Raw genomic sequence first — 23,401 nt, 5'->3', positions numbered from 1 at the left:
ACCAAAGCGGTAGTCGGTACCGCATGAGGAGAGACAACAATGCCCGTCGCAACCCCAGACCAGTACGCAGAAATGCTCGACAAGGCGAAGAAGAACTCCTTCGCCTACCCCGCCATCAACGTTTCGTCGTCGTCCACCATCAACGGCGTGCTTCAGGGCCTCAGCGATGCCGGCTCTGACGGCATCATCCAGGTCACCACCGGTGGCGCTGACTACTTCGCCGGCCAGTCCGTCAAGGCCCGCGCCTCAGGAGCACTCGCCTTCGCCGCCTTCGTCACCGAGGTCGCCAAGAACTACCCGGTCACCGTTGCGCTGCACACTGACCACTGCCCTAAGAGCGCCCTCGACGACTTCGTTTACCCGCTCATCGCGGCATCCGAAGCTGAAGTCAAGGCCGGTCGCAACCCCATCTTCCAGTCGCACATGTGGGATGGCTCGGCTGTTCCGCTCGACGAAAACCTCGCCATTGCGCGCGAAATTCTGCCGCGCATGAAGGCCATCAACTCGATTCTCGAAGTTGAGATCGGTGTTGTCGGTGGAGAAGAAGATGGTGTCAGCCACGACATCAACGACAGCCTCTACACAACTTTGGATGACGTCATCGCTACCGTCGAAGCGCTCGGTCTCGGCGAGCAGGGCCGCTACATCGCAGCTCTCACCTTCGGCAACGTGCACGGCGTCTACAAGCCAGGAAACGTGAAGCTTCGCCCAGAACTGCTCGGGGAAATTCAGGCAGGAATTGCAGCGAAGTACGGCACCGACGCCAACCCGCTCGACCTCGTCTTCCACGGTGGATCAGGTTCAACGGATGAAGAAATTGCGACCGCTGTTGCCAACGGTGTCATCAAGATGAACATCGACACCGACACGCAGTACGCCTACAGCCGCTCGATTGCGGACAGCGTTCTGAAGAACTACGACGGCTTCCTCAAGGTTGACGGCGAAGTCGGAAACAAGAAGATTTACGACCCCCGCGCCTGGGGCAAGACGGCAGAGTCCGCTCTCGCGTTGCGCGTTGTGGAAGCAACGAAGCAGCTCGGTTCGGCTGGATTCTCCGGCAAGTAGCCACTAACGCAGAACGGGGTCAACCTTCAGGTTGGCCCCGTTCGGTGTTTAACGTGGTGTTTGCGTTACTGCATGCTGTCGACGTAAGCCATGAAACCGGGATCGTTGAGCACAGCAACAAGCATCGCGACAACGAGCACCACTCCGGCTGTTGCAGCACCGACGACGGGAATCCAGAATGCTAGACGCCGGCGTTGAATCTGGATGAGCGCGAACACGATAGTGAGAATCAGAACGGCGACACGAATAATATTTGCGGTGCTTCCGGCCTCAGCGGCAATGTCATCCGAGGTGAACGGTCCGGCTCCCTGAGCTGCGAGACCTTCGCGCAGAATAGGGCCAAGGTTGGCCACGGTGGGAAAACTGTTGATGATGTCCGCTACGCCGAGGAGTAGCAGCGTCGCCGTGAGAAATACATCCCACATGCGTCGTTTGCGTTCGGGAACAACAGCATCGCTCGCGGTGTTGGCGAAGGCGGGTTGGGGAGAACCCAGTGGCGCTCCGCTCCGCTGCGCTGGCGCAGAAGGTGCCGGGTACGACGGGCTAGTAGAGCCTGCGCTTAGGTCGTGCGAACCAGTGCCTGAATCGGCACCGCCCGCATCACCAACGTGGCCGGGGGCAGCGGGCGGCAGTGGTGCGTACTCGCCATATTTCGGTCGTGGGCGCGGGTCAGTCATGGTCTATTGCCAATCAAGTTTGCGATTGCGCCCGCCTAGGCCGCGCTCGTCTGGGTTGCCTGCCGCGTCGGTGCGCAGCTCTTTGGGCAGCGAGAACATGAGATCTTCCTCGGCGGTCACCACGCTGGATACATCACCGTAGCCTGCGTCAGCAAGGTCGGCGAGAACTTCTTGAACCAGAACTTCAGGAACGGATGCCCCGCTCGTGACACCGACAGTCGAGATGCCGTCGAGCCACTCTTGTTTGATTTCGCTGGCGTAGTCGACCCGGTAGGCGGCTTTTGCGCCGTACTCTAGGGCAACATCCACCAGTCGAACCGTGTTTGAGCTGTTTGCGCTGCCCACAACGATCACGAGTTCTGCCTCTTCGGCAACCTTCTTGATGGCGACCTGGCGGTTCTGGGTGGCGTAGCAAATGTCGTCACTTGGCGGGTCTTGCAGTGTGGGAAAGCGTTCGCGCAGCAGGCGAACCGTTTCCATCGTTTCGTCGACGCTCAGAGTTGTTTGCGAAAGCCACACCAAGTTTTCGGTGTTCTCGACCACGATATTGGGCACGTCGGCGGGGCTGTTCACGAGGATGGTGCGCTCAGGCGCGTGGCCCATTGTGCCTTCGACCTCTTCGTGCCCGTCATGGCCGATCAACAAGATTTGGTAGTTGTCGCGAGCGAATCGCGTTGCCTCACGGTGCACCTTGGTGACGAGAGGGCAGGTTGCGTCGATCGCGTGCAGCTCGCGGTCGGCTGCGCCCTTGACGACAGCAGGCGAGACACCGTGGGCAGAAAACACCACCGTTGATCCTTCGGGAACTTCGTCGACCTCATTCACAAAAATGGCGCCCTGTGCTTCAAGGGTCGTCACGACGTGGATGTTGTGCACAATCTGCTTGCGAACATAGACCGGAGCACCGTAGTTGGCGAGCGCTTTTTCGACCGCGATGACGGCCCGATCTACTCCTGCACAGTAGCCACGAGGAGCGGCCAACAGCACACGTTTGCCGCCCGCAACCGGCAGATTTTGTAGCTGTTCGCGGCGTGCAGGCATCGGGGGCATCGCTAGCGCTTGGGCGCTTCCGTTAGAAATGGTGCTCACTTAAATGATTCTACCGAAGAGTGCTGCACGAAAGCCGAGCGCACTGCGGTATCAGCGGCATCCTCTACCCTGTAGTGACGAGCTTGAGGAGGCTAGGTGACGATCACAGAGGGCCCGCCCACCGTTGATACTCCGTGGCCAGTGTCGGTGCTGTCGCAGAAAATTCGCGGCTGGATTGAGAAACTCGGTACCGCCTGGGTTGAAGGCGAAATCACCCAGTGGGGTGGTTCTGGCGGCAACATTTACGGCAAGCTCAAAGACCTTGAGGTCGACGCCACAATTTCGTTCACGGTGTGGTCGTCGGTGCGCACCAAACTTCCCAACGATCTGAAGCAGGGCGATCGCGTTGTTGCTCTCGTCAAACCCAACTACTGGGTCAAGGGCGGCACCCTCACGATGCAGGTCTTGGAAATGCGCCACGTCGGTCTCGGCGACCTGCTCGAACGACTCGAGCTTTTGCGCCAGAAGCTGCGAGCTGAGGGCCTGTTCGAGCACAAGAAACCCCTACCGTTCTTGCCCAATTGCATCGGCCTCGTCACGGGCAAAGACAGCGATGCCGAGAAAGACGTGCTGCGCAATGCGCAATTGCGGTGGCCTGCCGTGAAGTTTCGCACCGAGCACGCCGCTGTTCAGGGCGAGCGCGCTGTCAGCGAAGTAACGAAAGCGATCCGACTATTGGATGCCGACCCCGAAGTCGATGTCATCATCGTCGCGCGCGGCGGCGGAGACTTTCAAAATCTGCTCGTGTTCAGCGATGAATCGCTAGTGCGCGCCGCCTCGGAGTGTGTCACTCCCCTTGTCTCCGCGATCGGGCATGAGAACGATCGACCACTGCTCGACGAGGTTGCCGATCTGCGAGCATCCACCCCCACGGATGCGGCAAAACGGGTGGTCCCCGATGTTGCTGAGGAGTTGAACCGGGTGCAGCAGGCACGCGCGGGAATGCGTTTGCGCATCACTCAACGTTTGGGCCATGAGGGTGACAGGCTGGAGTCGCTGCGTACGAGGCCGGTGTTGGCGAATCCGGTATCTCTGGTTGATGCGCACGCCGATGAACTTTCTCGTTACGTTTCGCGCAGCAATGAGCTGGTGGAGCGTGCGATTGAGAAAGCTCACGCTGGCGTTACCGAGCTCACCGGGCAGTTGCGGGCGTTGTCTCCGCAGCGCACACTGCAGCGCGGGTATGCGATCGCTCAGTTGCCTGATGGCACGGCGCTGCGCTCCACCGCGGACGCTCCCGATGGCACTGAGCTCCTGCTCACGGTTGCCGACGGCAAGATTTCCACCACTGTCACCGGCCAGCCGGCAGACACCTAGAGAACAGTAGAATTACATCGTGGCTACCCCCAATGAGACCCCCGTCAGTGACCTCAGTTATGAACAGGCTCGGGATGAGCTCATCGCCGTTGTCAACGAACTAGAGCAGGGTTCAGCGACTCTTGAACAATCACTCGCGCTCTGGGAGCGCGGTGAAGCACTCGCACAGCGGTGCGAGGTGTGGCTCATCGGAGCGCGTGCGCGGCTCGATGCCGCCAGAAGTGTTTCTCCAACGGATTCTGGGTCCGCTGGTGATGCGAGCACTGACCAGTAATGGCCAAGAACACCGAACCGCGCGTCGTCGCCGAGCTTGGTCGCCCTGAGACCCCGGAGGAAACGTTCGCCCGCAAGGCGGAGAATTCGCGCAAGCACCGCGCCAACCAAACGTTATTCAATTTGGTAATTGCCACGGTCGCGTCTCTCGGCATCGTGCTGTTCCTGGTGTTGGTTGTCGTTCGCCCCACCGACGAAGTTCCGGTAACCGCCGACTACCAGACGATTGCCGCCGATGCGCAGACGAATGCCAGCGAACCTCTCTTGTCTCCGTCACTGCCCGATGATTGGTACGCGAATTCGGCGCGGCTCGGCACCAGCTCTTCTGTTCAGACCTGGTACATCGGCTTTGTGACTCCACCATCGCCCTCGGCCCAATTTGTTGCTCTTGAGCAGGGAATTGAGGCGAATGAGACGTGGTTATCGATCACCACCGACGGTGCACTTGCTACCGACACCACAACGATTGACGGAATTGACTGGACAATTTATGACCGTCGCTCTTCCTCAGACACCGGAAACTACGCATACTCAATGTCGGCGCAGATTGCTGGAAGCACGGTAGTGCTGCATGGCACAGCCACAAATGACCAGTTCGAACTATTGGCAGTGGCAATCGCTGCCGAGGCGGAGGCGCAATGACGAACCCCACCAGAACACCGTCACAGGTCTGGAATGAAATGGCGCGCGGCAACGAGCGCTTCGTAGCGGGGGTGCCCAACCATCCCCGACAAGATGTTGAACGACGCACGGAACTCGCAATGGCTCAAGCGCCGCACGCCGCCCTCTTCGGATGCAGCGACTCGCGACTGGCCGCTGAGATCATCTTCGATAAAGGACTCGGAGACCTCTTCGTCGTGCGAAACGCTGGCCAGATCATCTCCGACTCCGTCATCGGATCGCTGGAATATGCGGTCGGTGTGCTGAATGTTCCGCTCATTCTGGTGCTCGGTCACGATGAGTGCGGTGCAGTAGCGGCAGCGATCGAGTCACAGGCTGCAGACGCTCCGACGCTTCCCCCGCACATTCAGTCCCTCATCTCGAAAATCGTGCCAGCCGTCCGTCGCGTAGCCGGCAGCGAGACCGGCGCCATCGACATCCAGAGCATTAGTTCTACGGATGTCGGCCGCGAGCACTTGCGCGAAACTATTGCCGAACTGGTGGGTTCCTCTGAACTCATCAGCGACGCAATCGCCGCGGGTACGCTAGCCGTAGTAGGCGCTAACTACCGTTTGCTTGAAGGTAGAGCCGTTCCCGACGTCGTCGTCGGCACCGTATAGCGCTCTCCGCCACGTTCTCACCCAGTTCGCTCACAAACAAAGGATTACAACGCTGTGACGAGTTCCACCGAATACCGCATTGAGCACGACACCATGGGCGAGGTACGAGTGCCCAAGGACGCCCTCTACGGCGCCCAGACGCAGCGTGCCGTCGAGAACTTCCCCATCTCTGGCACTGGCCTCGAACCAGCCCAAATCGTCGCTCTCGCCCGCGTCAAGCGCGCAGCAGCCATCGCAAACGCTGAACTCGGCAAGCTGGATTCCGGCATTGCCGACGCCATCGTCAACGCTGCCGACCAGATTATCGACGGCCAGTACCACGACCAGTTCCCGGTAGACACCTACCAGACCGGCAGCGGCACCTCCTCGAACATGAACATGAACGAAGTTCTTGCTCGACTCGCGAGTGACTCATTCGGCAGTGCAGTGCACCCCAACGACCACGTGAACGCGTCACAGTCGTCAAACGACGTTTTCCCCACATCGGTCCACCTCGCCGTGACCGGTGCGCTCATCGGTGACCTCATCCCGTCGCTCGAGCACCTCGCGGCAGCCCTCGACGTGAAAGCAGAACTGTGGAAGGGCGCCGTCAAGGCTGGTCGCACCCACCTCATGGATGCCACCCCCGTTACCCTCGGCCAAGAATTTGCCGGCTACGCCCGCCAGATTCGTCTCGGCATCGCCCGCATCCAGTCGGCAATCCCCCGCGTCGCAGAGGTTCCCCTTGGCGGCACAGCAGTCGGCACCGGCATCAACACCCCACTGGGTTTCCCCCAGCGCGTCATCGCGATCCTCGCTGAGAACTCGGGACTGCCCATCACCGAGGCTGAAGATCACTTCGAAGCTCAGGGCGCCCGCGACTCGCTCGTTGAAGCATCCGGTGCCCTGCGAGTGATCGCCGTCTCCGTCACCAAAATCTGCAACGACCTGCGCTGGATGGGCTCGGGCCCCAACACTGGGCTCGGCGAATTGCGCATCCCCGACCTTCAGCCGGGCTCATCGATCATGCCAGGCAAGGTCAACCCGGTCATCCCCGAAGCCGTACTTATGGTGTGTGCCAGGGTCATCGGCAACGACGCCACGATTGCGTGGGGTGGAGCATCCGGAGCATTCGAGCTCAACGTCGCAATTCCCGTCATGGGAACCTCGCTGCTCGAATCGAGCAGACTGCTTTCCAATTCGTTGCGCGCCCTTGCAGACAAGACCGTCGAAGGACTCGAAGCGAACCTGCCGCGCGCACTCGCGCTTGCTGAGTCATCGCCGTCGATCGTGACGCCGCTCAACAAGATCATTGGCTACGAAGCCGCCGCCAAGATCGCCAAGCACTCGGTCGCACAGTCGATGACGGTGCGCGAAGCAGTGATCGACCTCGGCTTCGTCGAACGTGGCGAAGTAACTATCGACCAATTGGATGCGGCACTCGACGTTTTGTCGATGACCACGCCTGGCTAATAGCCGAGATCCACCAGCGCGAGGGGCGCACCGTCGAGAGCTTCGACGGTGCGTTCTCCTATGGGGTCGTTCAGTTTGATCGGAATCAGGACCGAACCGGTGATGTCTTCACCGAGCTTGCATCCCTCAGTGTTGTCAGGAACTGAACCATCGTCCGGAGTCGGCAACCCATAGAGCACTGCGAGCTGAACCCGCTCAGGGGTTTCGATCGCCACCACACGACGCGGCACGCACAGCAGCGGACCTCGCACCTTGACGACGACATCCGCCTGACTGATCGTGGAATCAGTCTCGCTTGGCGTGCTGCCGATATAGCCGGGGATGTTGGTGGTGCCCAGTCGAGAAAAAGGCTCGAGATCGAGCAAATAGAGTGGCGCTCGCTCTTCGTCATTCACCGGCAAATAGCTGTCGATGGGCACATCAACGAGAGTCGCGTCTGCCGAGACGCTGGTCTGAAACGTTCGATACACCAGCAGCGGTTCGGGGGTTCCCCACGTCTGTTCGATGTCATTTGCCCGCGGCGGCTCTACCGGTTCTTTCGCGGCGGAGGCGAGCACTGTGAGCACAATAGCGAGTAGGGCAACGCCCAAAGCGATGGCCGCGATGAGCTGCCGGTACGCGAACGCCGCACCCCCGGGCTCTGAGCTGTGGGTATCGGCAACAGACCAAGAAAACAGGCTCCGCCACTGATTTCGGGGAGCAAAAAGCGCCCACAACGCGGCGACCCCTAAAGGAACCGCAAGAAACCACCAGACCGAGCCCACGAGAAAACCTTACGTTGTCTGAGCGCGCCCCGCGAACACTCGCGCGGCGCGCTCGGACTTCCCAAGACAATTGTCAGGCGATTTCGTTGCCCTCCAAGAGTTCGGTAACGAGCGCAGCAATCGCGGAACGTTCCGAACGAGTCAGCGTGATGTGCCCAAAGAGCGAGTGACCTTTCAGGGTTTCGATCACTGAAGCAACACCGTCGTGGCGACCAACCCGCAAGTTGTCTCGCTGAGCCACATCGTGAGTGAGTACTACACGAGAGTTCTGGCCAATGCGGCTGAGCACCGTCAGCAGAACGTTGCGTTCAAGCGATTGGGCCTCGTCCACGATGACAAAAGCATCGTGGAGCGAGCGTCCGCGAATGTGGGTTAGCGGGAGCACCTCGAGCAGACCACGATCGAGTACCTCTTCGAGCACGTTCTCCGACACCACTGATCCCAAGGTGTCGAATACTGCCTGCGCCCACGGATTCATCTTCTCGGAAGCATCACCTGGCAAGTACCCCAACTCTTGACCTCCCACCGCATAGAGCGGACGGAAGACCATGATCTTGCGGTGTTGTTGCTTCTCCAGCACCGCTTCGAGACCAGCGCAGAGTGCGAGAGCAGACTTGCCGGTGCCGGCGCTACCGCCAAGCGAAACAATGCCCAGCTCTGGGTCGAGAAGCATATCGATTGCTAGTCGCTGTTCAGCGCTGCGCCCATGAAGACCGAAAATGTCACGGTCGCCGCGCACGAGCGACATCTTGCCGCGCGCTGTCACCCGCGCCAAGGCCGACCCCCTTTCGGAGTGGACGACTAGTCCCGTATTGATCGGCAAATCGCCCACAGTTCGAGAATGCAACTCTTCTTTGTCATAAAGCTCAGAAACTTGATCACCGTTGAGTTCAATCTCGGCCTGACCAGTCCAGCCAGAGTCAACGGCAAGCTCTGCACGGTACTCCTCGGCTGCGAGACCGATGGATGCCGCCTTCACCCGCAAAGGAAGATCTTTCGAGACCACAGTGACGTCTAGACCCTCGTTGGCAAGGTTCAGCGCAACGGCAAGGATTCGCGAATCGTTATCGCCCAATTGCAGGCCGGAGGGAAGCACAGACATATTGGAGTGGTTGAGCTCAACCCGTAGCGTGCCGCCATCGTCACCGACCGAAATCGGAAAGTCGAGCCGCTCATGCTTGATGCGCATCTCATCAAGGCTGCGCAACGCCTGCCGCGCAAAGTACCCGATCTCGGGGTCATTGCGTTTGGCTTCGAGTTCGGTGATCACCACGACGGGCAGAACAACGTTGTGTTCTGCAAACCGTTTGATCGAGCTCGGGTCGGAGAGCAAAACGGAAGTGTCGAGAACGTAGGTGCGCTCGGCTTGTCGTTTGGCCCGCCCTCCCGCCTTCGACGTGGCGATCGTGGTCTTGGGGGTAGCTAGGTCGGCCAACGTGCACTCCATCCCCGAGTGCGCGAGCACTCGGATCCAGTCTGCGAAGACGGCCAGTACTTTACGAGAACGAACTTACGTGGCCGTCTCGATCAGGCGCCATACCTGATGAATTGAACGCTAAACCTGTCGCGCTATCTGAGCGTCACGACACGCCACGAGAAACCGTTGCGTCACTAACTGGGGGCAAAGTTCACTTTGCCAATGGGTTCCGTCCCGGGTTCGACCACGGGCCGCACTGGACTAGTGGCCGAAGCGACGGCTGCGTCGCGAGAAATCTCGCAGAGCCCGCAAGAAGTCGACCTCACGCAGGTCGGGCCCCAACGCTTCCACAAAATACAACTCGCTGTGGGCAGACTGCCACAGCATGAAGTCACTAATGCGCTGCTCACCCGAAGTGCGGATGACCAGATCAGGGTCAGGTTGACCCTTCGTGTAGAGGTGTTCGCCGATGAGTTCTGGCGTCAACAGTTCCGCCAACGCTTCAAGGCTGTGTCCCTCAGCGCTGTGGTTGCGCACGATACGACGCATCGCTTCTGCGATTTCATGGCGTCCGCCGTATCCAATCGCGAGATTTACGTGAAGCCCAGTGTTCGAGGCGGTGCGGTCGCGGGCTGCAGTGAGCTGAGCTTTGAGCTGTTCGGGGAGGCCGGCATCCGATCCAACATGTTGCACACGCCACTCACGGAAGTGGGAAAGATCCTCGGCAAGATCACCAATGATGGTGAACAGCTCCCCCAGCTCTTCAGGGGAACGACCCGTGAGATTGTCTGTCGACAGAAGATAGAGCGTCGCGACGGAAATATCGAGGTCGTCGCACCACACCAGGAACTCTCGATACTTTGCCGCGCCCGCACGATGCCCATGCGCGGCAGTCTCGAGGTCCTTCAGCTTTGCCCAGCGCCTGTTGCCATCAATGATCATGGCTACGTGGCGCGGCAATTGCTGGCCCTCTAGTTGGCGCCGCAGCTTCTTCTGGTAGAGACCGTAAAGAAAACCGCGCCCGAGTGGAAATTGTCGCTGACTCACGCAACTACGTTAGACCACTGCGACGCGCAGCAAGTGAAACTAGACCGGGCGTAAACTGTGGGCATGAATCAAGAAGCCTCAGAATCTGCTGCGCTCGAGGCCGTTGACCACGAGGATGCTGCCGGACTTCCCCAGCTTCCCCTCGTCGACGATGCGATCGCTTATGACGCCGTTAATGCAAAGCCGACTTGGCGTGGCTGGATTCACGCGGGAACATTCCCGGTCGCCATTGTGCTTGGCGTCATCCTGTTGGTCATGGCCGATGGTGTCGCTGCCACGGTGAGTTCGGCAGTTTTCGTCGCCTCATCGCTCATGCTTTTCGGAATCTCAGCGCTCTATCACCGCTTCAACTGGAGCGATAAGACTCGGATGTTGCTGAAGCGCTTCGACCACTCCAACATTTTCTTGCTGATCGCTGGCTCCTATACGCCCATCACGGTTCTCGCATTGCCACCCGAGAAGGCGACCATTCTGCTCTGGATCGTGTGGACGGGTGCCGCTCTCGGCATCGGGTTCCGCATCTTCTGGGTTGGCGCCCCGCGCTGGCTCTACGTGCCGTTGTACGTGCTACTGGGCTGGGGCGCGATGATGTTCATCGTCGACTTCTTCCAAGCGAACTGGATCATGATGACGCTCATCATGGCCGGCGGACTTTTTTACACCGTTGGCGCCGTCATCTATGGTCTCAAACGCCCCAATCCGATCCCCGGAGTTTTCGGCTTCCATGAGATCTTCCACACGCTGACGCTATTGGCGTTCCTGTGCCACTGGGTCGGCATCTTCCTCGTGGCGACTAATCCGCCCGTTGTGTAAGCGGAACGTCAGTGTGTAGGCGGAACGTCAGTGTGTAGGCGGAACGTCAGTCTCTGGCGCACTGCTCGATGCCTCATCGCTGGCAGCAGCCGAGGTGCTGGCGTCTGTGTCTGTCGCACCGTCATCGATGGTGGCGGTGACGTCGGCGTCGGCGTCAGCAAGCGCCTGCTCGTTGCGGATGGCCTCTTGAGCGAGCTCACGGTACCGGACACGTCGAACGCGACGATTCATGTCGGTGATGATGAGCAGGGTGGCAACAGCAATGAAGAGGGTGGCTGCGAAGCCGATAACCCCAGGAGTCACCAAGTTAACGTCTCCGTCAAACTCTGGGTAGAGGCTCGGTTCTGGGCTGGGTGTCGCGGTCCAGAGAATCGCACTGTGGGCGAGCGAAGTGAAAGAAATCAACTGTTGTCCTCTGGAATGTGCACCCGATGATTTCATCATCCGAGTTTGCGAATAGCCTTGTAGTAACAAGAATACCGTCGCCGAATGGAGCCACGCGTGCCCGAAGCATCCAGTAACACCACTGGCAGCGCTGACGCCCCTGTCATTGTCGACGGTTCCGCCCATTCTCGAGCCGACCTCGATGCGCGCTACGGGCGCAGCCCGAAGGCTAAGCGAAATAACCGCGTCATCGTTGTCACTGTCGCGATCGCCTTTGTTGCCGTGTTTACGGCTTGGCTAGTGTGGGGCGGGTTGCTCGAAGCACCGGCCCAGTTCGAAGCAAAAGACACCGGTTTTGAGCTCGTCAACGATTCCACCGTCACCGTTCGCTGGCAATTCAATGTTCCGGAGAATACGGATGCTCGCTGCGCTGTTCAAGCGCTCAACTCAACTTTTGCGATCGTGGGCTGGAAAGTTGTCGACGTTCCTGCCAGCGATCAGCGCAACCGTGCCCTCAGCGAAACCATTCGCACAACAGAACAAGCGGTCTCTGGCTTGATCTACCGGTGCTGGCTCACCTAGGCTGTAGCAAATCATCTCGAAACCGGTCGTTTTCGGCCGGTTTCTCTTTTGTATAGGGAGAAGCACAGTGGCTGCACAAGATAACGTCACGTGGTTGACCCAGGAGGCGTTCGATCGTCGCACCGCCGAACTGGAACAACTCACTGGCGAAGCACGGTACGAAATTGCCAAAAAGATTGAGGCTGCCCGCGAAGAAGGCGACCTGAAGGAGAACGGTGGCTACCACGCTGCCAAGGAAGAGCAGGGCAAGATTGAGGCCCGCATCCGCGTTCTCACTGAACTTTTGCGTCACGCCGTCGTTGGCGATGTTCAAGACGCCGATGGTCTCGTTGAGCCCGGCATTCTCGTAACGGCCAAGATTATGGGCGACGAGAGCGTGTTCCTGCTCGGAAGCCGTGAGATCGTTGCCGACGATAGCGACCTCGATGTGTACAGCGAAAAGAGCCCGCTCGGCTTGGCGATCAACGGCCTCAAGGTCGGCCAATCGGCTACTTACACCGCACCCAATGGCAAAGAGATCACCGTCGATATTTTGAAGGTCGCAACCTACTCAGGCTAGAAACAGCCTAGGTATGGTCCGCAGTCGACTAAAAGTCGATCTGCGGGGCGAATCCTTCGTCCCTGAGCCGCGCGAGCACTGCTTCTGCGTGCTCAGGGCCACGGGTCTCGATGTGCAGTTCGAGCTCAACCTGGCTGAACTGCACTTTGTTGTTGTGTCTGCTGTGCAACACTTCGACGACGTTGGCGCTCGCCTCAGCAACAATGCCCGAAATACGAGCGAGCTGACCGGGGCGATCAGGGAGTGGGATCCGCAACCGCAGGTACCGTTCGGATGCAGATAGTCCGTGACTGATGATTCGTTCCATCATCATGGGGTCAATATTGCCGCCGCTGAGCAGGACAACGGTGTTTCCGCTTGGTGCAACTTTTCCAGCCAGAATCGCTGCGACACCGACCGCGCCAGCAGGCTCGACAACAAGCTTGGCACGCTCGAGAAGCACGAGCAGCGCGTAGGCGGTCTGGTCGTCGCTGACGGTGATGACTTCGTCTACGAGGTCGCGCACCATCGGAAAGTTGACCTCGCCGGGTTTGCTGACAGCGATACCGTCAGCGATGGTCGGAGTGGTGGTGATCTCTACGATCTCGCCTTTTTCGAGCGAGATTGGATACGCTGCGGCGTTTGCCGCTTGCACGCCAATTACCCGCACGTTACGGCCGTCTTCGCGAGCGCGCTGCTTGATTGCTCCCGCAACACCGGAGATTAGTCCTCCGCCACCGATCGGCACGATGACCGTATCGACCTGAGGCACCTGATCGTACACTTCCAACGCCAACGTTCCCTGACCGGCAACCACATCGAAGTGATCGAACGGGTGGATAAGCACGGCGCCAGTGTCTTCAGCGAAACGCGCTGCCGCCCGAAGGGGTTCGTCGACCGTGTGTCCACGAAGAACGACTTCTGCCCCGTAAGCGCGAGTGGCCTGCAGCTTAGGCAGGGGAACACCTACTGGCATGAAGATCGTGGATTTGATCCCCAACTCGCGAGCAGCGAATGCGACACCCTGAGCGTGGTTTCCTGCCGAAGCGGCAACCACTCCCCTAGCTTTCTCATCGTCGGTGAGGCCCGCAAGACGGTTATAGGCTCCGCGGATCTTGAACGAGCCGGTGCGCTGGAGGTTCTCGCACTTCAAGAACACTGGTGAGCCGAGAATCTCCGCGAGAAAACGCGACGTCTGCATTGGCGTGATGTCAGCAACTTCTGCGACCCGTTCACGTGCTGTCTCATAGTCAGCAAGAGTGGGGCCGGGCATCCGATTATTTACCATTACCGAGAACATCATCCAGAGTCGGGTGCGGGTTGGTTCGCCATTCGCCGCCAGCAATATATTTGGTCATTACGTTGACCACGGCCACGAGGGGAACCGCAAACAACGCTCCGGGAATTCCGGCAACGAATGAACCAGCGGCTACAGCGAAGACCACCGCAAGGGGGTGGACCTTCACCGCAGTGCCCATGATGAGCGGCTGAAGAATGTGACCCTCAAGCTGCTGCACGAGCAAAACAATTCCGAGCATGATTACTGCCGGGAGCGGACCGAGGAAGACAAGCGCGATGAAGATCGCCAGCGCGCCGGTGATGAGGGCACCAACCACCGGAATGAACGAGCCCAAGAACACCGCAACTGCGATCGGGATAACGAGCGGGAAGCCGCCGTAGAACAGACCGAGGATCCAGGCTCCAGCACCGATACCAACGGCATCCACCGCAGCAACAAAGATTTGCACCTTCACGAAAGTGGTGAGAGTGATCCAACCCGCGCGGCCCGATCCATCAACTGCGGTGCGCGCACGACGCGGGAAGAGACGCACAGTCCACGCCCAAACGCGCTTGCCATCGATCAAAACAAAAATTGTGGCGAAGACGCTGAGCAGCGCACCGGTCAAGACGTGCCCGGCGGTGGAGCCAACGGAAAGAATTCCCGAGACAAGCGCTTCGCTATCGCGTTGAACGATTTCGGTTAGCTGCCCCAAATAGCCGTCGATATCCTGATCGCTCAGTTGGAGCGGAGAGTCACTCAGAAAGCTTCGGAAGTTGTTGAATGCCTCAATGGATTGTTGCTGCAGCGAAGGCAATCCAGCGCGAACTTGGCCGACAACAACAATGACAAGTCCGGAGACGACGGCAAAAAACCCGAGAAGAGTGACGGTAACGGCAAGCCACTTTGGCCAACGATGACGTTCAAGAAATTGAACGAGAGGAACGAGAAGCGCACCGATCAGAATCGCGATCAAGAACGGGATCACGATGTACTTGAGAGTAATGATCAAATAGATCAGCACAGCGATAACGCCAAGCACAACGAGCAAGCGCCAGGAGAACGCTGCGGCAATGGACAGGGCCTCGGGCACCGCTGCCGACTCCGTGGTGTTGGCGCGTGACTGTACCTGACTGGTTGGTTTCGTACGTCGTCCGAATAGCACGTTGCCCATCTTAGTTGTGCTGGAGTGTGCTCTCGCTGCGTGTGACAGGCAGCAGGTGGAGGACTACTTTTTCTCCTTCGGCGGCAAAGCGCTCACCGGCGCACCCTTGAGGCGCACCGTGACTGTTTCGCCGGGCAAGGGATGCCGTTCCACCTCATGCTGGACAGCAACGACGGTTCCGTCGTCGAGTCGCACACGCGTGCGGCGCAGGGAACCCAAGAAGCTCGACGAGATGACCGTGCCAGCGATTCCGTCGATGGAGAGGGCGATGTCCTCCGGGCGCACGAGCGCGATGACGGGACCATCGGGCATGGGGTCGCCGAGGAGGTTGAGGCTGCAGCCGTGGAGGGTGACTTGGCCGTCGATGAGTTCGGCGGGCATCCGATTGCTGAGGCCAACGAAGTCGGCAACGAACGCGTTGGCGGGCGTTGCATAGAGCTCTTCTGGCGTGCCTATTTGTTCGATGCGACCGTCGCGCATGACGGCGACGCGGTCGGCGACGGCGAGCGCCTCTTCTTGATCGTGAGTCACGAAGACTGTTGTGATGCCGAGTTCGGTTTGCAGGCGACGGATCTCTTCGCGCAGTTGCACGCGCACCTTCGCGTCGAGGGCGCTGAGCGGCTCATCGAGCAGCAGCACCCGAGGACGCGTGACGAGTGCACGAGCGAGAGCCACGCGCTGCTGCTGGCCGCCCGAAAGCTGATGAGCAAAGCGTTCGCTGTGCTTGGTGAGGCCGACCATGTCCAAGGTTTCGAGGGCACGTTCACGACGACGAGCGGCAGCGACCTTGCGCATCTTGAGACCAAACTCCACGTTCTCGAGCACCGTCATGTGCGGGAACAGCGAGTACGCCTGAAAGACCATGCCTATGTCGCGCTTATTCGTGGGAGTGTCTGCGACATCCACACCATCGATGAGAATGCGACCGCTATCGATGCTCTCAAGACCAGAGATGCTGCGCAGTGCGGTGGTCTTGCCGCAGCCTGATGGGCCGAGCAGTGCGACGAATTCGCCGGGGGCAACGTCGAGGTCGATGCTGTTGAGCGCGGTGTGCCCGGCGAAGGCTTTGACGACGGCGCTGAGCTGAACCGTTGCTCCCGTGGGCTGGGCTGGGCCGGCAGTTGGGGTGGGGCCCGTCAGACTGAACGTGGCGGTCATGATTTTCTCCTAGAGGGCGAAGCTGCGCCGAGACGGCCAATGATCAGCAGCAATACGAAAGCGAGAGCGAGTGCCGCGAGCGCAAAGATGACGGCGACCCACGGGTCAGATTGTGAAACCTGGAGCAGCGCGGTTTGCAGGTTGCGGCGGTTGAGCAGGCTCGCAATGGTGAACTCGCCAAGCACGACCGCGATCGAGATGAAGGATGCTGCGAGCACTCCCCGGCGCAGGTTCGGCAGCAAAATCGTCCACAGCACGGTCATCCAGCCTGCGCCGAGCGTGCTCGCCGCTTCGCTGAGGGTCTTCACGGGGATCGCATCGAGGTTGCCCTGAATGGCGCGATAGGCATACGGCAGCACGGTGATGCCGTAGGCGAAGGCGAGAGTCCAAGTGGAGCCGCCGAGCACGTGCACAACCACCGAGTACACGGGGGCGAGACCGACGACGAGCACGATGGCGGGCACCGTGATGGGGATGATGCAAATGAATTCGAGAGTGCGCTTGAGGCGCGGAAACTGCATGTGCACGAGCACCATCGTTGGCAGCAACAGCGCGAGCACGATGCCAACGGTCACGGCCGCGAGCACGAGCGAGTTCTCGATCGCTTGGTAAAGACCGCGATAGGTGCGGGCACTGTCTTCACTGAAGAGGCCCGTCCAGTGGCTTGTCGTGTAGTCGCCTGCAAGACCGTTGCGGAAGGTGAACTCGATCATCGCGATTACGGGGATCAAGAAGATGCCGCCGATTATTCCCAGGATGAGTCGGCGCGCAAGAGTGCTGGGCTCGGCCCCAATGCGCACGGCTTGGTTGGCGGGCTTCGCTCGCGGGCTCAGCGGCGCGGCCACGTCGGCGCTCACTTTTGCCACCGCGAGGTGCGAGCCTGCAGCACCGAGTACGCCCACATGACGACGACCATGACCACGATCATCCCGAGCGCAAGAGCACCCGCCATGTTCTCGCGACCCAGCACGGTTTCGCTGACGAGCGCCGCGCGGATCTGGAGGGGAACGATTTGCGAGCCCTGGCTGATGAGCGCGGCGGCAGTAGCGAACGACGAGAAGGCGTTAGCGAAGAGCAGCAGCAGCGAGCCGAGGAACGCGGGGGCGAGCACCGGGGCGGCGATGTGACGCCAGTACGCGAAGCGAGTACCGCCGAGCGTTGCGCTGGCTTCGGCCCATTGCGGGCGCAGCGCGGTAAGGGCGGGCAGGAACGTGATCACCATGAGAGGAACCTGAAAGTAGACGTAGGGAAGGATGAGCCCGGGCACCTGATAGAGCCAGACGCCATCCGCAAAAATGTCGATGCCGAAGGTGTCACGCAGGATGACCGTGATGAGCCCCTGCACACCGATCGTCGCGATGAACGCGAAGGCGAGCATCACCCCGCCGAACTGGGCGAGCACGCTGGCCGCCGATTCGATGATCGTGCGCAGGAGTCCTCCGACCTTGGTTCCGAGCATCGCATAGCAAATGAGGGCACCAACGATGGCACCAATCACAGCGGTGATTCCCGAGAGCCAAAACGAGCTACCAAAGGTGGTGAGGATGGTCGGGGTAAACAGCCCTGTGATGTTGTCGAAGGTCAGCGAACCGTCGTCGGAGAAGAAGCCCGTGACCACCGCGAGGATAGTGGGCAGGGCGAGAAAGATGAGAACGTAGGCCGCAAACGGCGTTAGCCCCGCATAAGCGAGGCGACGACGCCGGTTTGACGGCTTGACCAGGGCCACCCGAGGATGGTGCCGAGCGGTGAGCTCGACACCATCCTGTTCGGGCGCTGGCGCGGTGGCTAGCGACACGATGTATTTAGCGAAAGGTGCGTGAGGGAATCAGCGTTAGCTGATTGCCGCAGCCCACTTTTCAGCAAGGATCGTTGCGTTTTCTTCAGCCTGCTCGGGGGTCGGGGTGACAAGTTCACCCTCGAGGGCGCCGAGAGCGTCGAGTGCTGCGGTGTCAACGGTTCCGGCATCCTGCAGAGCCTGAATCGTGACGGGGTACGCGCCACCGACGATGAAGAGGTTCTGCGCTTCGGGGCTGTAAAGGAATTCTTGCCACAGGCGAGCAGCGGCGGGGTGCGGGGCATCCTTGCTGACGGCCTGGTTGTAGAAGCTCGTGTAAACAGCGCCGGGAAGAGTCGTAACCTTCCAGCCGTCAACCGTTGCGGCGGCTGCGAGGTTGTTGTAGCTCCAGTCGAAGGCAACCTTGGTCTCGCCAGCAGCAATGGTTGCTCCCGTGACGTTCACCGGGATGAAGTTACCGGCGTCGTTGAGCTTCTCGAAGAACTCGATACCGGGCGTGAAGTCATCGAGGGTTCCACCGCTGTGAACCGTTGCGAGTCCGACAGCAGCGAAAGCTGCTCCAGCCTGCGTGGGGTCGCCATTCAGCGCAACAGCGCCGCGGTAGTCCGGCTTGAGCAGGTCATCGAGGCTCGTGGGCTCGGGAACCGAGTTGGAGTCATAGCCGATCGACATGCTGCCCGTGTAGTCGTTGACCCAGAGGCCGGTAGCTTCCTTGTTGCCCTCAGGAATTTCATCCCAGTTGGCAACCATGTAGGGAGCGAAGTAGTCGAGGCTGTCGAGCGTGACAGCGGTACCGAGGTCGAAGACGTCCGGTGCGGTGTCCTGTCCCTTGAGATTGTCAGCGGCGGCGATTTCTTCGGCGCTGGAAACATCGGGGTCAGCCGAGTTGACGACGATGTCGTACTTCTCTTCGAAGAGAGCCTTGATCTCCCCATAGTTTGCCCAGTTGTCAGGCAACGCAATGACATTGAGTTCGCCCTCAGCCTGCGCGGCTGCGATAAGAGCGTCCATTCCGCCGAAGTCTTCAACGGTGGTAGCGGTCGATGCGTCAACATCGCCAGCAGCTGCCTCAGTGGTGCTGCAACCACTGAGTGAGATCGCCGAAGCTGCAACGAGTGCAACAGCGGCGAGGGTGCGCTTAGTGAACAAGACTTCCTCCAACGACCGTCACGGCCGCCCGCGCTGTGAGCGGGCAGAGGGTACCGAAACGATCCGGAGTTGACGGTACGCAGCCGTGACTAGTGCTCCCTGTCATCCCGGTAAACGATCGATGAACGACACAAACACAATTGTTCGGCGGGGCTGTCCGTTGCGAGAGAGAATGGATGTCGCTGGCGCTCGGTAGAGTCGAGCCGTGGCTGATTCCCTCTCTGCAGCGCAAGCGCGCCGAGTGCTGCTCGCCGCCCAAGGCTTTGGGCGCGGCACCGCGAGTGCAGCCAACCCCGCAGGAACGCGACAGCTCAACCTGCTCTTTGACCGCATCCGGCTGCTGCAACTCGACTCGGTCAACGTGTTCGAGCGCAGTCACTACCAGCCCGTGTTTGCTCGACTTGGACACTACGACAAAGCGGCGCTCGATGCCCTGACGTTCCGCAAACCGACACCGCGCAGCCCCGGTCGCTACGTCGAATACTGGGCCCACGAGGCCGCGCTCATTCCGCTCGAGTCCTGGCCACTGTGGCGCTGGAAGATGGATGCGCTGCGCGAACGCGATTCCGACCGCTACGAATGGGTGCGCAACAACCAAACCATGCTGCAGTGGTTGCGCGAAGAACTCGCCACCACCGGTCCCGTCACCGCGCGCGAGATCGAGCACGACGCGAACCGTCGCACCGGACCCTGGTGGGGCTGGTCCGACGTGAAGCAAGGCCTCGAAATGCTGTTCCGCTGGGGCGAAGTCGTCAGCGCCGGCCGCACCCGCTTCGAACGTACCTACGCCCTAACCGAGCACATCGTCCCCGCCGAATTGCGCGAGCGTGAAGTAAGCCGCGCCGACGCGCACCGAGCCCTGATTGCGGAATCCGCACAGGCGCTCGGAGTTGGCACGGCATCCGACCTTGCCGACTACTTTCGTCTCAAAAACATCGACGTGCGCCCGGCCATCGCTGAGCTAACGGATGCCGGCGAACTTGTTCCCGTGACGGTGCGCGGCTGGGACCAGCCCGCCTGGCTGCACCGGGATGCCCGCATCCCCCGCCGCATCGAGCACGTCGCGCTGCTCTCGCCCTTCGACCCCGTCGTGTGGGATCGCAAACGCGCCGAGCGCATGTTTGGGTTTCACTATCGCATCGAGATTTACACCCCCGAACCCCAACGCCAGTTCGGCTACTACTCACTGCCCGTGCTGGTGGATGACGCGCTCGTCGGCCGCATCGACCTCAAGACCGATCGCCAAGCGGGCGTCCTTCGTGTGCAATCCGCGTGGCACGAAGATGGACTCGATGCGCTGCCCGGAGGCACCGGCGCACTAGCGGAACGCATCGTGCCCACCCTGCGCGAGATCGCACACTGGCAGGGCATGGGCGAGATCGCGGTGACCGGCCGCGGCACCCTCTCCCCTGCCATCGAGGCAGAGTTGCAGCGCTAGCTAGAAGCCGCCGCCGATCTTGCCCAGTCGAGCAACGCGCTCAGCGAGCGGAGGGTGGGTGCTGAAGAGACGGTCCATGATGCCCGGCTTCGTCGGATCCGAAATCCACATGTGCGCCATCGTGGAGTTCTGCTTCTTCATTGGTCGGCTGTAATCCGACAGCTTCTGCAAAGCGCTAGCCAGAGCATCCGGGTGACGCGTCGTCAAAGCGCCAGTAGCGTCCGCAAGATATTCGCGCTGACGCGAAATCGACGCCTGCACCGCCGCAGCCACGAGAGGCGAAATCACAAGAGCCGCCAAACCAACCACAATCATGATCGGGTTCGAGTTGTTGTTATTGCCTCGGCCACCGAAGAGGGTGAAGCGCAGTGCAATGTCTGAGATGAAACCGACAGCGACAACAAGGCCGAAGACGATCATCGATACCCGGATGTCGTAGTTCTGCACGTGACCCATCTCATGGGCCATCACACCCTCAAGCTCAGAATCGTCAAGCAAATCGAGGATGCCGGTCGTTGCCGCAACAGCAGCATGCTCCGGGTCGCGTCCGGTAGCAAACGCGTTCGGCGCCGGGTCGTTGACGATATAGACCTTGGGCATCGGCGTACCCGTCGTGATCGACAGATTCTCGACGATCCGGTACAACCGTGGGTTGTCGGCTTTCTGAATCTCGATCGCGCCACTCATCGCCAACGCCTGCTTTGACGCCGCGAAGTACTGAATCAGCGTGAACGCGCCGGCACCAATGATGGTGCCAATCGTGACCGTCAATGGATCGCCACCCATTAGGAAGCTCAGCGCAAAGCCGAGGAACCCAATAAGGATGACGAACAGGATGATGATCAGAACGGTGTTGCGCTTGTTTTTCGCTATGGCGCGATACATCTAAACTTCCTGGTCACGCAAGGTAGTAAGAAACGAATTAGAACTGAACGCGGGGAGGCTCAGCGATGGAGGCGGCATCCGCAACCTCGAAGAAGTCGCGCTCGTGGAAACCAAGGTTGCGCGCGAACAACGTGTTCGGGAAGATCTTGATCTTGGTGTTGAGTTCGCGCACACCGCCGTTGTAGAAGCGACGGCTGGCCTGAATCTTGTCCTCGGTGTCAACCAGTTCGCCCTGAAGCTGGAGGAAGTTCTGGCTGGCCTGCAGCTGCGGGTACGCCTCAGCAACCGCGAAGATGCTCTTCAGCGCAGACTGCATGTGGTTCTCGGCGGCAGCAGCATCCACCGGGCCCTGAGCGTTCAGAGTCTCAGCGCGAGCCTTCGTGACCGCCTCGAAGACACCCTTTTCGTGAGCCGCGTAGCCCTTGACCGCCTCGATGAGGTTCGGCAGCAAGTCAGCACGACGCTTCAACTGCACCGTGATGTCGCTCCACGCCTCATCAACGCGAACGTTGAGAGTCACCAGCGAGTTATACGTCGACCAGAGGTAGATACCAACGATGACGACGAGCAGAACAATGACGCCAAGTACGATCAGGAATTCCATGACTCAACTATAGGGCGCGCTGCTGTGCCTCCACCGAGAAAAATGGCGACAACTGGCCCCCAATCACGGGCGGAACGACTATTTGCTCGGCTTCTTACCAGTGATCCTCGACGTGACAAACTTGCCGAGAAACGGAGAACGCAACAACGCCAAGGAAGCGCGACGAGCCCACAGCTGAACGCGGGTGTGCGGCAGGAAGCCACTCGCGGCACGACGCCCGGCGGCCTGCTTCTCGAGAACGACCGGCATCCATTCGTCTTCATATTCAGCGAAGGCGGCACTGATTTCGACCCCGCTCGTGATTTTCTCCACGAGCAGCACTCCCCCAGCAATCGCCAACGAAGCCCCCTGGCCGGCAAGCAGCGACACTGCTTGGCAGGCATCGCCCGCGAAGACAACACGGCCGCGACTCCACACCGGCAACTCCACCTGGGCGACCTGGTCGTAGTACACGTGCTCCGCATCGGGGCACTTCTCAATGGCCTCAGCGATGTCATCGCCCATCCCTTGATAGGCATCGCGAATGGCCTGCTGGGGGTCAGCCGGAAGAACAGTATCGGCGACCCGGTGCGCCGCAAAAAGCGCCACTGTGCCATTGCGCAGACCATAGAGGCCAACCATGCGATCCAGCTCATCGCTAGAAACCAAGGCGTCACCCAATTTTTTGTGAAGCCGCGGAGAGTCAAAGGTATAGGCGCACGTGTGCATCCCCAGCTGCCGATCGAACGCCGTCGAATGGCCGAACACGTCGTGGCGCACCGCCGAGTGGATGCCATCAGCTGCCACCACAATGTCGCCAGAGATACGAGACCCATCAGCCAGCACAGCCGTGACATAGTCCGTGCGATCTTCAACAGAGACGACGGCGCTACCAAAGCGCGCATCGACACTCTCCGGAAGCACGTCGAACAGCACCTGCTCAAGATCTTGACGCATCAAACTCATGAGTTTGCCGCCCTCATTAGCCGCCACAATTCCGTAATCGATCGCTTGGCTTCGACCATTGGGCCGAACAAAACGCGCCTCGCTGATCGGGTAGTGCAGTTCACGTAACCGGTCGATGATGCCGATCTTCTCTGCCGCGTCATAGCCGGGGCCAAAGAAATCAATCATGTAACCCTGAGTGCGACGTTCAGGCGCAGCCTCGAGGAGAGTCACCTCCCAGCCCTTGGTCGCCAACTGTCCAGCGACCGTAAGCCCCGCAATTCCTGCTCCACACACAATGGCTTT

General features: G+C 60.0%; 25 protein-coding genes. 10 read left to right on the top strand and 15 right to left on the bottom strand.

All coding sequences use genetic code 11. The features are described from left to right. Nucleotides 1-39 precede the first annotated feature (39 nt). Complete coding sequence (gene fbaA, locus AC1ENN_RS03940) at nt 40-1,065, top strand: class II fructose-bisphosphate aldolase (protein ID WP_449648679.1); 1,026 nt, start codon at nt 40-42, stop codon at nt 1,063-1,065. A gap of 65 nt (nt 1,066-1,130) precedes the next feature. On the opposite strand, the gene AC1ENN_RS03935 is transcribed toward fbaA, so the two are convergent. After that, nucleotides 1,131-1,742, bottom strand: a complete 612-nt coding sequence (locus AC1ENN_RS03935) for a DUF6264 family protein (protein WP_449648680.1) — start codon at nt 1,740-1,742, stop codon at nt 1,131-1,133. Nucleotides 1,743-1,745: 3 nt separating this feature from the next. Continuing rightward, a complete protein-coding gene (locus tag AC1ENN_RS03930) occupies nt 1,746-2,792 on the bottom strand; it encodes a 4-hydroxy-3-methylbut-2-enyl diphosphate reductase (RefSeq protein WP_449648786.1) in 1,047 nt (348 codons plus the stop codon). A gap of 135 nt (nt 2,793-2,927) precedes the next feature. Between AC1ENN_RS03930 and xseA the strand changes: the two genes are divergently transcribed. From xseA to AC1ENN_RS03905, 5 genes are read left to right on the top strand one after another with little or no spacing between them, the layout of a single operon-like run. Beyond that, entirely contained in the window at nt 2,928-4,148 is a 1,221-nt protein-coding gene (gene xseA, locus AC1ENN_RS03925; protein WP_449648681.1) for an exodeoxyribonuclease VII large subunit, read from the top strand. Between the two features lie 19 nt (nt 4,149-4,167). Next, nucleotides 4,168-4,422 carry an exodeoxyribonuclease VII small subunit gene (locus AC1ENN_RS03920; RefSeq protein ID WP_480406717.1) on the top strand — a complete coding sequence of 85 codons (255 nt, stop codon included), beginning with the start codon at nt 4,168-4,170 and terminating at the stop codon, nt 4,420-4,422. Next, nucleotides 4,422-5,063, top strand: coding sequence for a DUF4245 domain-containing protein (locus tag AC1ENN_RS03915; RefSeq protein WP_480391865.1), 642 nt, complete (start codon nt 4,422-4,424; stop codon nt 5,061-5,063). The genes AC1ENN_RS03920 and AC1ENN_RS03915 overlap by 1 nt, the downstream gene beginning before the upstream one ends. Then, entirely contained in the window at nt 5,060-5,701 is a 642-nt protein-coding gene (locus AC1ENN_RS03910; protein ID WP_449648684.1) for a carbonic anhydrase, read from the top strand. Before AC1ENN_RS03915 ends, AC1ENN_RS03910 begins: the two co-directional genes overlap by 4 nt. Before the next feature lie 54 nt (nt 5,702-5,755). Then, nucleotides 5,756-7,153, top strand: a complete 1,398-nt coding sequence (locus AC1ENN_RS03905) for a class II fumarate hydratase (protein WP_449648685.1) — start codon at nt 5,756-5,758, stop codon at nt 7,151-7,153. On the opposite strand, the gene AC1ENN_RS03900 is transcribed toward AC1ENN_RS03905, so the two are convergent. The 3 genes from AC1ENN_RS03900 to AC1ENN_RS03890 all read right to left on the bottom strand — a co-directional run bounded on the left by AC1ENN_RS03900 (nt 7,150) and on the right by AC1ENN_RS03890 (nt 10,381). After that, nucleotides 7,150-7,917, bottom strand: a complete 768-nt coding sequence (locus tag AC1ENN_RS03900; protein WP_449648686.1) for a fumarate hydratase — start codon at nt 7,915-7,917, stop codon at nt 7,150-7,152. The two genes, AC1ENN_RS03905 and AC1ENN_RS03900, sit on opposite strands and share 4 nt — an antisense overlap. Nucleotides 7,918-7,990: 73 nt before the next feature. Further along, nucleotides 7,991-9,364, bottom strand: coding sequence for a PhoH family protein (locus tag AC1ENN_RS03895; RefSeq protein WP_449648787.1), 1,374 nt, complete (start codon nt 9,362-9,364; stop codon nt 7,991-7,993). Between the two features lie 231 nt (nt 9,365-9,595). Continuing rightward, the gene (locus AC1ENN_RS03890) at nt 9,596-10,381 is read right to left on the bottom strand and encodes an isoprenyl transferase (protein WP_449648687.1); all 786 of its coding nucleotides are present in this window, start codon (nt 10,379-10,381) and stop codon (nt 9,596-9,598) included. A 63-nt stretch (nt 10,382-10,444) separates the two neighbouring features. Here AC1ENN_RS03890 and trhA point away from each other — a divergent pair, with 63 nt between their 5' ends. Beyond that, the gene (gene trhA, locus AC1ENN_RS03885; RefSeq protein ID WP_449648688.1) at nt 10,445-11,194 is read left to right on the top strand and encodes a PAQR family membrane homeostasis protein TrhA; all 750 of its coding nucleotides are present in this window, start codon (nt 10,445-10,447) and stop codon (nt 11,192-11,194) included. Between the two features lie 27 nt (nt 11,195-11,221). On the opposite strand, the gene AC1ENN_RS03880 is transcribed toward trhA, so the two are convergent. Next, nucleotides 11,222-11,599: a hypothetical protein gene (locus tag AC1ENN_RS03880; RefSeq protein ID WP_480406716.1), complete on the bottom strand. Its 378-nt coding sequence runs from the start codon at nt 11,597-11,599 to the stop codon at nt 11,222-11,224. 84 nt (nt 11,600-11,683) lie between these two features. Here AC1ENN_RS03880 and AC1ENN_RS03875 point away from each other — a divergent pair, with 84 nt between their 5' ends. After that, nucleotides 11,684-12,160: a DUF4307 domain-containing protein gene (locus AC1ENN_RS03875; RefSeq protein ID WP_449648690.1), complete on the top strand. Its 477-nt coding sequence runs from the start codon at nt 11,684-11,686 to the stop codon at nt 12,158-12,160. 67 nt (nt 12,161-12,227) lie between these two features. Then, a complete protein-coding gene (greA, locus tag AC1ENN_RS03870; protein WP_449648691.1) occupies nt 12,228-12,719 on the top strand; it encodes a transcription elongation factor GreA in 492 nt (163 codons plus the stop codon). Nucleotides 12,720-12,747: 28 nt separating this feature from the next. Here the strand turns inward: greA and ilvA are convergent, their stop codons facing one another. From ilvA to AC1ENN_RS03840, 6 genes are all read right to left on the bottom strand, one after another. Beyond that, the gene (ilvA, locus tag AC1ENN_RS03865) at nt 12,748-13,986 is read right to left on the bottom strand and encodes a threonine ammonia-lyase (RefSeq protein ID WP_480406927.1); all 1,239 of its coding nucleotides are present in this window, start codon (nt 13,984-13,986) and stop codon (nt 12,748-12,750) included. Further along, nucleotides 13,976-15,070 (bottom strand): AI-2E family transporter, encoded by a 1,095-nt coding sequence (locus AC1ENN_RS03860; RefSeq protein ID WP_449648693.1) that lies wholly within the window; start codon nt 15,068-15,070, stop codon nt 13,976-13,978. The genes ilvA and AC1ENN_RS03860 overlap by 11 nt, the downstream gene beginning before the upstream one ends. Before the next feature lie 135 nt (nt 15,071-15,205). Beyond that, complete coding sequence (locus AC1ENN_RS03855; RefSeq protein ID WP_480406715.1) at nt 15,206-16,300, bottom strand: ABC transporter ATP-binding protein; 1,095 nt, start codon at nt 16,298-16,300, stop codon at nt 15,206-15,208. After that, the gene (locus AC1ENN_RS03850) at nt 16,297-17,157 is read right to left on the bottom strand and encodes an ABC transporter permease (RefSeq protein ID WP_480406714.1); all 861 of its coding nucleotides are present in this window, start codon (nt 17,155-17,157) and stop codon (nt 16,297-16,299) included. Before AC1ENN_RS03850 ends, AC1ENN_RS03855 begins: the two co-directional genes overlap by 4 nt. After that, nucleotides 17,154-18,095: an ABC transporter permease gene (locus tag AC1ENN_RS03845; protein WP_480391862.1), complete on the bottom strand. Its 942-nt coding sequence runs from the start codon at nt 18,093-18,095 to the stop codon at nt 17,154-17,156. Before AC1ENN_RS03845 ends, AC1ENN_RS03850 begins: the two co-directional genes overlap by 4 nt. A 36-nt stretch (nt 18,096-18,131) precedes the next feature. Then, entirely contained in the window at nt 18,132-19,244 is a 1,113-nt protein-coding gene (locus AC1ENN_RS03840) for an ABC transporter substrate-binding protein (protein WP_449648697.1), read from the bottom strand. Between the two features lie 205 nt (nt 19,245-19,449). On the opposite strand from AC1ENN_RS03840, the gene AC1ENN_RS03835 reads away from it, so the two are divergent. Beyond that, nucleotides 19,450-20,682 (top strand): winged helix-turn-helix domain-containing protein, encoded by a 1,233-nt coding sequence (locus AC1ENN_RS03835; RefSeq protein WP_480406713.1) that lies wholly within the window; start codon nt 19,450-19,452, stop codon nt 20,680-20,682. Here AC1ENN_RS03835 and AC1ENN_RS03830 read toward each other — a convergent pair whose 3' ends face one another. From AC1ENN_RS03830 to AC1ENN_RS03820, 3 genes are all read right to left on the bottom strand, one after another. Then, nucleotides 20,683-21,567, bottom strand: coding sequence for a M48 family metallopeptidase (locus tag AC1ENN_RS03830; protein ID WP_449648699.1), 885 nt, complete (start codon nt 21,565-21,567; stop codon nt 20,683-20,685). A 37-nt stretch (nt 21,568-21,604) separates the two neighbouring features. Then, on the bottom strand, nt 21,605-22,171 hold the full coding sequence (locus tag AC1ENN_RS03825) for a LemA family protein (RefSeq protein ID WP_449648700.1): 567 nt from the start codon (nt 22,169-22,171) through the stop codon (nt 21,605-21,607). 78 nt (nt 22,172-22,249) lie between these two features. Beyond that, entirely contained in the window at nt 22,250-23,392 is a 1,143-nt protein-coding gene (locus tag AC1ENN_RS03820; protein WP_480406712.1) for an FAD-dependent monooxygenase, read from the bottom strand. Nucleotides 23,393-23,401: the final 9 nt, after the last annotated feature.

It is taken from the genome of Rhodoglobus sp. G.S.23 (assembly GCF_056675935.1).
This window is presented reverse-complemented; position numbering and strand designations above follow the sequence as displayed.

Bases quoted from the DNA above. Each gene is read 5' to 3' on its own strand.
- fbaA (WP_449648679.1), top strand. From the start codon at position 40: ATGCCCGTCGCAACCCCAGACCAGTACGCAGAAATGCTCGACAAGGCG.
- AC1ENN_RS03935 (WP_449648680.1), bottom strand. From the start codon at position 1,742: ATGACTGACCCGCGCCCACGACCGAAATATGGCGAGTACGCACCACTG.
- AC1ENN_RS03930 (WP_449648786.1), bottom strand. From the start codon at position 2,792: ATGCCCCCGATGCCTGCACGCCGCGAACAGCTACAAAATCTGCCGGTT.
- AC1ENN_RS03915 (WP_480391865.1), top strand. From the start codon at position 4,422: ATGGCCAAGAACACCGAACCGCGCGTCGTCGCCGAGCTTGGTCGCCCT.
- AC1ENN_RS03910 (WP_449648684.1), top strand. From the start codon at position 5,060: ATGACGAACCCCACCAGAACACCGTCACAGGTCTGGAATGAAATGGCG.
- AC1ENN_RS03895 (WP_449648787.1), bottom strand. From the start codon at position 9,364: ATGGAGTGCACGTTGGCCGACCTAGCTACCCCCAAGACCACGATCGCC.
- trhA (WP_449648688.1), top strand. From the start codon at position 10,445: ATGAATCAAGAAGCCTCAGAATCTGCTGCGCTCGAGGCCGTTGACCAC.
- AC1ENN_RS03875 (WP_449648690.1), top strand. From the start codon at position 11,684: ATGGAGCCACGCGTGCCCGAAGCATCCAGTAACACCACTGGCAGCGCT.
- ilvA (WP_480406927.1), bottom strand. From the start codon at position 13,986: ATGGTAAATAATCGGATGCCCGGCCCCACTCTTGCTGACTATGAGACA.
- AC1ENN_RS03855 (WP_480406715.1), bottom strand. From the start codon at position 16,300: ATGACCGCCACGTTCAGTCTGACGGGCCCCACCCCAACTGCCGGCCCA.
- AC1ENN_RS03830 (WP_449648699.1), bottom strand. From the start codon at position 21,567: ATGTATCGCGCCATAGCGAAAAACAAGCGCAACACCGTTCTGATCATC.
- AC1ENN_RS03825 (WP_449648700.1), bottom strand. From the start codon at position 22,171: ATGGAATTCCTGATCGTACTTGGCGTCATTGTTCTGCTCGTCGTCATC.